This window comes from Glycomyces sp. NRRL B-16210, from assembly GCF_000719515.1.
In the GTDB taxonomy this organism is placed as follows: domain Bacteria; phylum Actinomycetota; class Actinomycetes; order Mycobacteriales; family Micromonosporaceae; genus Glycomyces.
On record NZ_JOGR01000002.1, the window covers coordinates 115,532 to 128,178 of the forward strand.

At 62.9% G+C, this 12,647-nt stretch carries 7 protein-coding genes; 2 read left to right on the forward strand and 5 right to left on the reverse strand.

Features of this window, described 5'->3' with window-relative positions:
* Positions 1-62: 62 nt before the first annotated feature.
* The gene (locus IF12_RS27120; protein ID WP_166659578.1) at positions 63-374 is read right to left on the reverse strand and encodes a sigma factor-like helix-turn-helix DNA-binding protein; all 312 of its coding nucleotides are present in this window, start codon (positions 372-374) and stop codon (positions 63-65) included.
* Positions 375-537: 163 nt separating this feature from the next.
* On the opposite strand from IF12_RS27120, the gene IF12_RS0103320 reads away from it, so the two are divergent.
* Positions 538-4,929 carry a hypothetical protein gene (locus IF12_RS0103320; RefSeq protein ID WP_030154518.1) on the forward strand — a complete coding sequence of 1,464 codons (4,392 nt, stop codon included), beginning with the start codon at positions 538-540 and terminating at the stop codon, positions 4,927-4,929.
* Between the two features lie 194 nt (positions 4,930-5,123).
* On the opposite strand, the gene IF12_RS0103325 is transcribed toward IF12_RS0103320, so the two are convergent.
* From IF12_RS0103325 to IF12_RS0103335, 3 genes are read right to left on the reverse strand one after another with little or no spacing between them, the layout of a single operon-like run.
* A complete protein-coding gene (locus IF12_RS0103325; protein ID WP_030154520.1) occupies positions 5,124-8,423 on the reverse strand; it encodes a hypothetical protein in 3,300 nt (1,099 codons plus the stop codon).
* Positions 8,423-9,709 (reverse strand): hypothetical protein, encoded by a 1,287-nt coding sequence (locus IF12_RS0103330; RefSeq protein ID WP_133884245.1) that lies wholly within the window; start codon positions 9,707-9,709, stop codon positions 8,423-8,425. Before IF12_RS0103330 ends, IF12_RS0103325 begins: the two co-directional genes overlap by 1 nt.
* Positions 9,706-10,752, reverse strand: coding sequence for a hypothetical protein (locus tag IF12_RS0103335; RefSeq protein WP_166659579.1), 1,047 nt, complete (start codon positions 10,750-10,752; stop codon positions 9,706-9,708). Before IF12_RS0103335 ends, IF12_RS0103330 begins: the two co-directional genes overlap by 4 nt.
* A gap of 379 nt (positions 10,753-11,131) precedes the next feature.
* On the opposite strand from IF12_RS0103335, the gene IF12_RS0103340 reads away from it, so the two are divergent.
* Positions 11,132-12,022 (forward strand): S-4TM family putative pore-forming effector, encoded by an 891-nt coding sequence (locus IF12_RS0103340; protein WP_030154527.1) that lies wholly within the window; start codon positions 11,132-11,134, stop codon positions 12,020-12,022.
* A gap of 106 nt (positions 12,023-12,128) precedes the next feature.
* Here IF12_RS0103340 and IF12_RS0103345 read toward each other — a convergent pair whose 3' ends face one another.
* Positions 12,129-12,605: a hypothetical protein gene (locus IF12_RS0103345; protein ID WP_030154529.1), complete on the reverse strand. Its 477-nt coding sequence runs from the start codon at positions 12,603-12,605 to the stop codon at positions 12,129-12,131.
* Between the last annotated feature and the right edge of the window lie 42 nt (positions 12,606-12,647).

The window sequence follows — 12,647 nt, forward strand, 5'->3', positions numbered from 1 at the left end:
CCGGATCTCACTATTGCCAGACGGCTCCACCGGAGCTGGCTACCCAGAGACCGTCAGTCCGTTCATGTGTGTGCTGCGGTAGTTCCAGCGTTGCGTGCTCCGCGCACCAAGCGCTTGACACTGCGGACGCTGATGCCATATTGCGCCGCAAGCTCACGCTGTTTGACTCCGGAGGCGAACGCGTCGACCAACACGGTCCGCTGGTCGGGAGAGAGGCGCCGATAGAGCGGGCGGGGTATCCGAATTGAACTGTCCTCGATGGTGTATTCGGCTGTCGTCCTGGAGCGCCAGGAAGGGCCGGAAGTCCCGCCATCGTCTTCCAGCGGGCCAGACAGACGTCCGAGGAGGCGGCTTACCTGCGGTGGCGTGTTCAAACTAGCAAGTATTAGCTCGACAAACGGACATTCAGTCCGTAATAGTCTGTAGTAGATGATTCGCTGGCTTCGGCATTGTGATGGGTGCGTTTGGCTTGGTCTGTTCAGGACTACGCAGGAGGCTAGAGTGGGCTGATATCACTTCGTCAGAAGGATTTCTGTCATGTTCGAGCCGGTCTCGGGTGCCCTCATTGGATGGGCCAGCAAGCAGGTCGTTGGCAGGATTTCCACTGCGGTCTGTGCTCGCCGTTTGCGTGACCGGGATGCGCCCGAGGTTCGGAGAGCCCTGATCGATGTGGTGAGGTCGGGTGTGCAGGACGCGGTGGTTGCGGTCTTTCCGGATGAGCCCGCTCGTCAAGACTTCATTCGTGCGCTCTTGCTTGAACGGGCTACCGATGAGTGGCCCCTCGTGGATGGGACTTACCCGGCTGAGCTCCCTGACGGGGTCCGGCAGTGGGTGTCTTGGATCGAGTCGGAACCCGATGAGCATGGACAGATCGAGAGGGTTGAACGGGATCAAGACCTGGCCGTGATGCTTTGCGTTGCGATCCTGGAACGCCTGCGCCGTTCGGCGATGCGCGGTGACCGTGTGCTCGCCGACCTTTGGCATGACTTTCGAACAGAAGTGCAGCTCGACGCAGCTGACGCCCGTCCGTCTTCTGCTGAAGATGCCGCACACTTTGTCACCAACCTCGACCATTCTCCAGTAGGGACGATCGTCCAGGTCGGCGCGGCTGAACATCTCCATCTACACATGGGCAATAGTCCCAGTGGGGTCGATGCCTCGTCTGGAGCCGATCGGATCGGTTCCTGGGCGGGCGACGGTGAAGCCGAACAGCGTTTGCAGCGCACCGTCGCAAGGCAGCAACGGCGTGTTGACCGTCAGCGCCCGTTGGTCGGGATGATCGATCGCCCCGAGGGTGCGGAAATCCTCGAGATTCTCAAGGATGTTGAGGCCCCGCAGGTGCTGTTGGTTGACGGTAAGGCCGGCATGGGAAAGTCAACTGTTACCGCACAGGCCGCTTCGCAGCTGGCAGCTGAGGGCTGGGTCGTGGGCCTGGCTCGGATGGACGGTTCGACCCGTGTTGGGACCTCTCGTGAACTGGGCGCCCAGATGGAGTTGGCGGATTCGCCTTCGCTCGTACTGGCCGACGTTGCTGCGGGACGGCCGGGGCTGTTGGTCATCGACCAACTGGATGCGGTCAGCGAGCTCAGCGGTCGCATGCCCGATGGTTTCGAAGCGGTCGATGAGGCGCTCGCGGACTTGCGGAATCACCCGAACGTCAAGGTGCTCTTGGCCTGCCGCACCATCGACCTTGAGCGTGACCCGCGGCTAACCAGTCTGTTGCACGGTGATCCCACAACGCAGCGGGTCCGCCTCAATGAGCTTCCAGCGGAGAAGATTCAGGCGCATCTGGCCGCGCATGATCTGCATGTCCCGTCTGCGGAGGTGCTCGAGCTACTTCGAACGCCGCTGCACCTGTCGGTGTATTGCCGCCTCAACGAGGCCTCCCGGAAGCAGCCGTTCAGGACCTTGCCTGATATGTACGGGCAGCTCACCCGTGAGGTACGGCAGCGCCTCGGCGCTCGCGTTGGGGGTCAGATGTGGGAAACGATGATGACCGGGCTCGTCACCTACATGAGCGAGCACGAAGTGCTCACCGCCCCGGATGCCTGCCTGGACGCGATCCACCCGACGGATACCGGCTCCCTGGTATCGGAGTCGATTCTGGAACGCGTTGACAGCGGCCTCGCCTTCTTTCACCAGTCGTACTTCGACTATCTGTTCGCCCGAGCGTTCATCCGAGACGGTGGTGACTTGCATCGGTTCTTGGTGGAGCAGGGCCAGTTCCTCTTCCGCCGAGCGCAAACTCGCCAGGTCCTTGACCACCTTGCCATCGTCGACCGCCCTGCTTTCCGCAAGACGGTCCGGCAACTGCTTGCCTCCGAGGAGATCCGGTTCCATCTCAAGGACGTCATCGTCACTGACTTGCGGCAACTGGAAGCCACCGCCGACGATTGGGGCGCAATCGAGTCGCTCGCCTGGGCGTCGTTGCCGATCGCGCCGAAACTGCGGTCACTGCTCAGCGCCCCTGGCTGGTTTGACGCCGCCGACGACCTCGGGAGGTGGGAAACCTGGCTCGCCGATCACGAACGTGTCGACATCGCGTTCGGTCAACTGGCCTTCGCCGCGAACGACCGTCCCGAACGCGTAGCCGAGCTGCTCCGGCCCTATCTTGGCGCGGACGACCGCTGGCGAGAGCGATTTATCGCTCTTATCAGCTGGTCACTACCGCCGGGCCTGGTCGACTTCACTGCTGATCTGATCGAGCAGAACGTGCTCGAGGTGCCAGATGAGTCTGCGACTCCGGTAAACCTTTGGTCAATGCTCTACCAGATCAAGGACACTGACCCAGGCGGCGCGGCCCGCTTGATCGGTGCCCATCTTCGCCACAGCCTCGACCAGGCACGAGCACACGGACATACCGACCCGTTCGACTCAGGCACACTGGACCGCCACGAATCGTCAGCGAACGTCCTCCAGGACATCGCCGAGGCCGCCCCCGCTTCCTTCACCAACGCGGTCGTGCCGTTCGTCATCGATCTCGCGCTCACCGACCAGCGAGACCCTGACGACCGCCTGCCGTACGGAGGCCGATGGAAGTACTACTACGAGTTCGCACCCGCCGGCGTCGATGGCATCATCTTCGCCGCAACTGAAACGGCCCTGATCAAACTCACCGCCGAAGACCGTGACCAGGCCCGTGAAATGCTAACAACATTTGGCACTGCCGAAAGCCAGGAGCTGCGATTCCTCGCATGCCGGGCGCTGACCGAGTCAGGCGAGGCCGACGAGGCCATCGAGTGGCTCCTGACTGACGACCGCAATTTCCTTCTGGGTTGGACCGGTGACACGCACTGGGCCGCCACCCAACTCATCCAAACCCACTCGCCCCACTGCTCAAGTGACCGATTCCAGCGAATTGAGCAGGCGCTACTCGCATATAGGTCACCGATCGAGACCCGATTTGGGCACCGATACGGCCAGTACATCCTCATGACCGCCCTAGACCAGCAACGCATCTCCGATGCAGTGCGCAAGCGTCTCGAAGAGCTTCAACGCCGCTTCCCGGGTAATCCGCCGGCCGGACCTCGATGGCGCCATGGCGAAGACGAACCGCATCGGTTCACCATAGCCGCCGCCCAACACATGACTGATGATCACTGGTTGCGCGCGTTCCGGAAACACTATGACCCAGAAACCGGCCAACACCACGGGCTCGGCGCCGGCCACCCGCTGCGCCTTGCTGAGTTGCTGGGCGGGCGCACCACCGAGGAACCCGAGCGCTTCGCGCGCCTTGCTCTCCAGTTCGATACCGTCATCCCCGCAGCAGCGATCGAGCACGTCATTCGCAGCCTCGCCCACCAGCCTGATTTCGACCTGTTCGCCGATGTCTGCGAGCACGCCACACGCGTCTACGGCGAAACCGTCGGTCACACCATCGGCTTCGCACTGCACGACCTCAACGTACGGAACGAGCGCATCATCGACCTCATCGACTGGTGCGCCAACGCCGCTGATCCAAGGCCCGACACCGATTTTGGGTTCCCAAACGGCACGCACCAGCAGTTCGGGGGCACTGGACGTCTGGTAGACGTCGGTTTCAACACCACCCGCGGGCAGGCCGCCCTCGCCGCAGCCTCCACACTCATCGAAATGCCGGACCAGGTCGATGCGCTCGCGCCGATCATTGCCAGGCTCGCCGTAGACGAGCACTTGGCCGTGCGCGCCTGCGCCGCCGGAGCCGTCCGCGCCCTCATCAAACACGACCCCGATCAGGCACTCGACCTGGCCGAAGCACTCTTCATCGCCCTGCCCGACGTCCTTGATGCAGCCACAACCGAGCGCCTTCTCGCCGCCGCGATCCTGCACTCCCCACAACGGTTCGCCACCCATCTCGACCACGCGCTCACCGGACCGCCACAAGTGACAGGTCGCGCTGGACGGATCTGGGCGCGAGCGGCTCACGTTGGAGCGCTCGCCGCATCAGTAACCACCGACGTCAACGCGCTGCCGACCGCCGCCCGGCTCGGCGTCGCCACAGCGTTCGCAGAGCACACCGCAGACGGTCTCCCCTGGTTGCCTTCACTATTCAACGACCCTGACGCCAAAGTGCGTGCTCGCGCCGCAAGCGCCATGCGCCAACTCGCTCGGATATCACCACCTGACCTGAACCAGCTCCTCCAGCAGTTCACCCAGAGCACCGTATTCACTGACCATCTGGAGCATGCGATCTACGGCATGGCCAAACTCAGCACGAGACTTCCCGCAACCGCCCTCCAGACGTGCGCCAAGGCCGCCGAAGCGGCCGGGAGCAACCTCGGTGACATCCGAACCGCCCACAGCGCCGCGTCACGGCACCTGATCACCGTCGTGCTCCGCCTCTACCGCCAAGGGGACGACGCGACTCGTATGCAATGCCTCAATATCATCGATAAGCTCTGCGAATCCAACGCCTACGGACTCACCGAAGCACTCGCTGACGAACGATGAGTCCTACCGTAAATTCCTGGCGCTGATCCCAGCAGTCGAGTGGGAACGGTTCTCGTTGGTGTTCGACAGGATTCGATGCCCAGCAGATCGCCTCGCCATGCCCCCATCCTTGCGCGACCCAAACCAATCCACTCGATAATAAGCCAATAGTAAAGGCATGTATGCGTGCACTAGAGGTAAATCTTTGTATCCAGTTATACTGGACAAACTGGATGATAAGGAATCGCATCCCCGACGAACCGTTGCCACTCTTCAGCGGTGAGATCTCGTCCCACAGCGTCACAGGTCCGTTTCCGAAGGTCCTCGCTGTTCAAGGTCCAAATCGCGAGCTGCGATTCAACGAGGTTGGCGGTGACCAGGTAGTTGCCGTCCGGTGAGGTGCTGGCATCGCTGAAAGGTCCGCCTCGGTACCACTCCTCGGCTTGCACCGTCCGGGTAACACGATGCAGTACGACCGATCCACGGGTTCCCGACACCAGGACCTGATCGAGTTCGGGGATCTCGGCGATGCTGATGATGGTCTGCAACGTCGTACTCGTATGCATTCCGCGGAGAGCGAGCTTTTGGTTGAAGAAGGCGACGTTCCCAGATCCGTAGCCTACGACGACCTGGCCGTCTCGGAGCACCGTGAGGTCGGAGTTTCCAATTGCGCCCTCCAGGTCGACCGAAGCTCCGATGGCGAAATCCGCCATATCGATGCGAACGACTGTGGGCGAGTCAGTCGCAGTATCCGAAACCACCGCGAAGACGTTGCCATCCCCGTCCCGTGCAGCGAGTCCCTTTGTGATCGTCGGCAGCTCAACCGACGCGTTCTGTGTCCACTCACCCTCCATGTTCTCGAAGCGCAGCACTCGCGATTCGGTGTCCGCCACGAGCAGTTCGCCGTCGACGAACGCCAGTTCCAGCGGCACGGCGCCCTCGACGGCGATCTCCACATGGGCCTGCGTTTCCAAGTCCCACCAGAGCAGACTCCGCTCTCCTGTCTCCTGGTCGCTGACAATGACCGCCGCCCAGGGCTCTCCCAAACTCAGCGCCATCCGGTCGATCCTCGAGTTCTCTGGTATAGGGAGAACTCCTCCACGATCGATATCGATGCCGTCTGAGTTCATGGGGGCGTAGGCGATCGAGACTGAGTTCCGGCGTATGACGAAGTTTTCCGCCCAGCCGACCTCGTCCGCCCAGACGCCTTCCTCGAAGAAGATGCGGGCCGGTGTGCCTCGACGGTCGTGGATCGCCGCGATGCCGTCGTGCACCACGACGCTGGGCCCACCGGATGCCCGGGCGTATCCCACGTCGGGGAAACCGAATTCTTGTCCGCCGATGTCGATCAGCCAGCCGTATGTGCCGCTGTCGCTTCGTGCACTGACGTGAAGGCCGTCCCAGGACTCAGTGGCGAGCGGGTCGAAGTACGGGCCTCGATCGCTGAGAACGGACTCGGACTGGTCGGGGCGCACTGCGAGCAGCGCCGCGCCGCGCGTGGCCACCGCGATGAGTGTCCCGTCCGTGTCGGTTCCCACCGCATGGATGGTCGCCCCGTCCGGCCCGTTCAACAGAATCTCGGTCTCACACGTCTCCAGATCGACGGACATGACCGCGGTGCCGGTGACCAGAACGGGGCCGTCTTCTCCGACGAAGAGGTCGACCACGTCCGGGACCGGATCGCATCGCTGCGGAGGCGCGCTCGCGTCTTCGAGATCGAACCAGAAGAGTCCGACGCGAGCACCGTAGCCGGCGAGTGCGGACGCATCAGGCGAATACCGCAACCAATCGATTGTGTTCAGCTCGAAACCTAGGGCACCAGAACGCTCCTCGACCGGCACCTGGATGGAGGCGGTCTCAGACCAGATGCCCTCAGACGGGGAGATGATCGTGATCGTTCGGTCCGATGTCGAGATCGCGGCTTGGCTCTCGTATGGGGCAAACGTTGTGGCATTGACGTGAGTCTGTTCCTCATGCATTTCGAGGCCCGGAGGGTATTCACGGTTCCAGAGGATCGCCCCGTCAAGGGTGGAGACGAGTTCCACTACGCCCGTGTTGGTGTGCAGCAGGACTTTCGTACCGTCGAAGCTGATCGCGGGTTCACGGTAAGAACCGTGTGGTGCGTTCAAGAGCTTGACGATCGTGTGATGCGTCCGAGCGATCTGGTCAAAATTGGTCGTGACCTCGCCGACCTGCGCCGCTATATCGTCGCTGGCCATGGCCAGCAGCAGCGCCAGGCCATCACTGTCGCCGTGCGCGAGGTTCCACGCCTCTGCAGCGACGTCTTCAGCGGTTCCGAGCACCGCGCGCTCCTTCGCTTCGTGCCATATCACTCCTCCCGTGACCAACCCGGCTATGAGGACGATGACGCCACCGATTGCACCTCCCAGCCGAAATTGCAGGATCCGGTGCATCTCCCTGGCGTATCGGGCAGCCGCCTGCCAGGTTTCGGCCACGTTTATCTCGGTGTCGGGCTTCAACTCGTTCGCGAGACCTCGCGCAGTCGATGCGTCATCGGCGGGCACCACGATCCTCTCGATCGCCTTCGCCGCACTGAACTTGCTGCGGTATCCGGACACCGATACCAGTCGCCCCTGGGCGTCGACGCCGCCGGTGATCGCGGTCTTGGACCGGATTCTTCGAACCGCCAGGAAGGATCGGATTCGGCTCTGTGTTCGCCTGATCTCATCGATCACGACGGTGAACGGGGCGGTCAGGCTGAAGTCCTGAACGTGGGTGATCGGGCCGTCGGGGTTGTCGAGGGTCCAGCAGACGGTGCCGTCGACTGACTTTCCGGCCTGTTCCCAGGCTCGGTTGAGCCCGCCGAGAAAACCTGTGTCAGCACTGAACAGCCCCATCGCTCTCGGGTCGGGAACTAGTCCACTCGGCAGTTGGGGAAAGCGGATGAGTCGCAGCGTCGCGTGCGCGCCTGAGGATCCCGCGTCCAACAGGACGTTCACTGCGGGTCCCTGCCTCTCGCGCAACTCAGCACCATCGATCGCGAGGAGCCAGACCAGGGCGGTCAATCGATGGTTCTCTTCGGCGAGCAGGTTCGTAAGTGCTGCCATCTTCTCTGGGTGGCCGCAGTCCCAGGCGGTCGTCGGGAGGTCCACTTGCGCGGGTGCGTTGTGCTGTGCGACGCGCAGCCACTTCAAGGCGGCCCCGAGATGCTCGTCTGGCTGGTCGGCGACCAGTGCCAGCCCCAAGGCCGCCAGGCCTCGGACCGCAGCGATGATGGGTTTGCCCTTGGGGTCGAAGGGAAGCTCATCAAGTCCCGGCCAAGGATCGATCGTCGGCGCGTACCTTGCGATGAGGTTATGCAGCGGGGTGGAGTCGGTGCAGACGCTCCTCAGAGCCGCTTCATCGTTGTTCGCGGTGGCGTCCTTGATGAACTCGAACATCAGATGCCCTGACCAGGTGAGCGCCGCGTACATGCGCTCTTCCTTGTTCGTACTGGGCATTTCATGTTCGAGCAGTGATCTGACGTCGTCGAGCGAAAAGGTGTCTGTGGACATCAGGCACTCCTGTCTTGTTCGCGGCGGCGGAGTGCGGCTGCGACCGTGTGCTCCAAGCTCGAGATTTCGGCGAGGCGCGTCCAGCATTCGATGCCGGTGCTGTTCGCTCCCGCAAGGGAGTCTGCGAGAGCGTCGGGGTGGACTCGCGCAAGTTCGAAGGCGCCGATCGGAGGGTGGTCCGCGTAGATTTGGAAGCGGTCGGCTGGGAACGGCATCTGCAATGTGCCTGAGACCCAGTTGCGTCTCGACTCCATTGGGATCCAGAAGGTGCGGGTCTCACGTGTGGATCGGATCTCGATCGGCAGCACCGCCACCGGATAGTCTTCGAGGAGACGCTCACGCTCAGGGCTGGACGCAACGGTGAACTCAACCGTGATGACGAGTCTGCGGCCCGCGGTCATAACAGTGTCGATGGTGAGCGGGGTCCCGTCTCGCAGCTGCTCGGTCTGGGTGCGTTGATCCTCGCCGGCGGCCGCGAGCGTGAAGTCGGAGGCGAGATCGACTCTGAACGCGGTTCCGCCCAGGGTGTGGTCGAGGCCGGAGGCGGCGACTTCCGCGGCGTGCCGCAGGAAAGGGTTGAGGTCGCCGAGTCTCCGCGCCAGGGTCGCCAATCGTTCTCGGACCGCGTCGGGGATGCGGTCGACTTCCGCATGCAGGAGCCCTTCACAGATTCCCGTCGCACCGACGCGCGTGAGTTCGGATGTGCCCTCGGCGAGCCCGATACGCAGCTGTTCGAGAGGCCCGGTGACGCCCGTGATCGCTGGAGTGAACCAGTGCCGCAGTGCAATGGACTCCTCCGCGCCACCGGTACCAAGGAGGTTGATCAAGGCGGCGGCAGTCCGCTCCACCATGTCCCAGGGCAACAGATGGAACCAGCCCGGATCCGGGGTGCCTTCGGCGGCGAGGCGGTGAAGCAGGAAGTAGCGAATCTCCGGTGAGAGTGCTTGGAGGGCCGGCGATTCAGCGAGCTCTGGCGGAGGGGTTGGCCAAGCGGCTTCGACGGCGGTCACGGCCGCGAGGCCGTCGCGGTCGATCTCAAGTGGAAGACCATAGTCGTCGAGCTCGACGAACAGCTCACCGGAGACGGGGTTCCGCAGGCCGAGTGCTTCGCAGCGACGGGCGTTGGCGGTCTCGGTGCTGACCACCGTGCGGACCCAGTCTTGTTCGAAGCGGAGCAGTGTGCGGGCGTCGACGCGTTCACGGCCGTTGTTGATCACGCCCACACGTGCTCCGGTGCTTCCGTCGACGCTCACTATCCAGTCGCTGAGAGGTTGGTGAGTGCTCATGCGTCGCTCCGTTCTTCGATCGCCGAAACGAGTTCCAGCGCGGCAGCGCTGAGACGTTTTGCGGCTTCCCTGATCAGATCCGAGTCGTACTTGACGAGGAGTTCTGCATGGGTCTTCCGCAGGTCGCGCCATGCTTCTTCCGAGATGACGAACTGCCAGCCATCGGTCAGCGCAGGAGGGTGCGGGCAGTCGATACCTGGATCGAACTGCCAGCGAAGTTGGAACTTCACGGCTCTAAGGAGGTTGGCGGCCCGGATCTCGGGGTCACCGGACCGGTTCATGGGTACTAGCATCCGGGGCCGGGCGCTGAGGTGCGTCAATCCTTCACCTGACGGATCGAGGACGAGGTGCTCGTGGGGGTCGAGCAGCAGGCAATTGACGGTGAAGTCACGGCACTCCGCGTCCTCGGATAGATCACTGCCCGAGGCGGGGAACGGATATCCGGTGAGGTTGAGCGTGCGGTACTCGAACACCGGAGCTCCCGTGGGCGAAACGGCGAAGCAGACCAGCGAGTCGACCGAGACCTTCGTACGGTGTTCCAATCCGGCACGGATCCGGATCCGCTCGGCGATCTCCGTGAATCTGCCAGGAGGCGCGGTGCCGGACATGTCGAGGTCGTTGGGCCTGGCCGCGTCGCCGTCCGACACCAGGTCGCGGACGAACCCTCCTGCGGCCCAGACGGAATGGCCGTCCTGCAGGAGCGCGTCCATAAGGTGCGTCGCCGTGGTCGACCAAGGGCTCCCCGGGGTTCGAAGGAGCCGGTCGGTGACCTTCGGCAAGCCGGGCGCGATGTCCGAGGCGGTATGGACCCGGTCGTCAGGCAAGCGGTCCAGCGGTGTCGGTGCGAGCGAGATCGTCGAAGCCGCGTCGTTGGGAACGACACGCGCGGGTGGCGCGGTCAAGTCGTCCTCGCCCACCAACAGGAGGCGGTCGCAACCACGACTCGGCGGTGATTGGGCGAGATAGGCGAAGCCGCGCACTTCGCCTTCGGGCAGCAGGTCACCCGCCAGTATGGGGCTGTTCGGTGTGCGTGCGGTTGACAATATTCCTCCACAGCAGATCTCGAGACCCGGCCGATTGGGCATGGCATGCCAAGGTACGGCGAGAAGGAATTCGTCCCTATCAACCGGGTCTGCTCGGATATCAGCTTCTGAAGCCGCGCTGGCCCTCAAGCCGCGATCGGCATGACTGCCCACTGCTGTCGTACAAGTAAGTGGGGCCCGCCGCTGTGGGACGAGTCCTCGAACATAACACAGTCGGTCTGGAATGTGTCAAGCCCTCGCCTTGATCTGTCATCCGTTAGGGTGAAACAGGATACGCGAACAGCCCAGAGGGTTCCTTTTGCACCGTCAAACCGATGGACTGACCGGACCGGTGCCGAAATCCGGGTGTGACAATGAAAGTCGATCGAGAGGAGCATCGATGGAGCGCCTGCCACGACCGATCGCGTCGCAACAGAACAGTGAATACTCACAACGCCTGCTTGCGGCCCAGGCACGTCGCTATGCCGACGCCAAACGCATACAGGAGGTCAGAGTCGCGACCGTCCTGCTGATCGCCTTTGTGAGCATGACGTCCGCCCTCTCGTTTCCAGAACTGAGGCCCGCTGTCGGCGGCGCGGGCGGCGCCCTTGCCCTGGCCTGGTCGGTCACTTCCAGCCGCCGCGAGAAGCGCTGCATCCACGAGGCTGTCATGATGCAGGAAGAATTCGATACTCATGTGTTTGGCCTCCCATGGAACGGCATCTTGGCCGATCACCCAACCCCGACGGCGATCGCCGCTGCGGCGGCGCGTTACCGAGGAAATCGAACCAAAGACTGGTATCCGGACATGCGAAACGTGCCTCGCCCAATGGACGTGCTCATCTGCCAGCGAACGAATCTCGGTTGGAGTACCTCCACGCACCGCTGGTACGCAGTTTGGACAGGGATCGCGCTGGTTGCCTTGATCGCAGTGGGAATGGCGATCGCCTTCGGCGCACGTCTCTCCCTGCCCGATATGTTGATCGCGGTCGCGATTCCCTTCCTTGGCCCGATCAATGAACTAGTCGAGATTATCAGGGCCAATCGTGAGAGTGTCACGCTCAAAGTGGGCGCTGACGCCAAGGCATCGGAATCGTGGCAACGCGGCCTATCCAATACCGCTGATGTCACGCTCGCGGACTGCCGGTCGCTCCAGGATCTCATCCTCAGCATTCGCCAGAAGAACGCCCACATCCCCGACTGGTTCGACAACTTGCATCGAGACCACAGCCAGAGAACGATGCAAGCCAGCGCCGACCACATGATCACCGAAGTCACCGGTGAGGTGTAGTAAGGATGTTGGACGAGGATCTTGATCTGAGAGGATCTTGTCTAAGGGTTGTCCCGCAAGGGTCCTGGGGTCGCGCGGCGCGATCCGCGGGTGAGAGGCGGTCAGGTCAGTCCCACCAGTTGAAGAGGAACTCGGCCAGGCAGTTCGGACGCCAGTACTTGACCTCTCCGCGTGCTGCGGGAGTCAGCTCGGAGGTGTCGATCTCCGCTGACGGCGTTTGTAGCTCGGCGTGTGAAAGCACGCGATAGTCCAGTTCAGCGAGCAGGCTCGCCCAAGGAGGGGGCTCGCGGAAGACCGTGTTGACCTCGAAGCCCATGTAGTCGGGCGTCACGTGACAGAAGGCCACCCAGGGCAGGTGCTGCGCGCAGAGCAGGTCGTACTGGTCGGTGCGGTTGCCGATTCGGCTCCTGAGCCGCATTGCGTGGAAGCTGCGCGGGTACTCGGCCCGGTCGACGTGCCCGATCCATACCCCGGAAGGGATCGCCGAGTCACGGACTGCTCGAGCCAACGTGTCGACGTTGATCTCGGGGAACGGCTCCGAACGGGCGTGCCAGAACCCGACAGCGTGTTTCGGAAGCCGCAAACGTCCTCCCCGGGCTCGTGCTCGAACAGTATGACGAGGTCG

Bases quoted from the DNA above. Each gene is read 5' to 3' on its own strand.
- IF12_RS0103320 (WP_030154518.1), top strand. From the start codon at position 538: ATGTTCGAGCCGGTCTCGGGTGCCCTCATTGGATGGGCCAGCAAGCAG.
- IF12_RS0103325 (WP_030154520.1), bottom strand. From the start codon at position 8,423: ATGTCCACAGACACCTTTTCGCTCGACGACGTCAGATCACTGCTCGAA.
- IF12_RS0103330 (WP_133884245.1), bottom strand. From the start codon at position 9,709: ATGAGCACTCACCAACCTCTCAGCGACTGGATAGTGAGCGTCGACGGA.
- IF12_RS0103340 (WP_030154527.1), top strand. From the start codon at position 11,132: ATGGAGCGCCTGCCACGACCGATCGCGTCGCAACAGAACAGTGAATAC.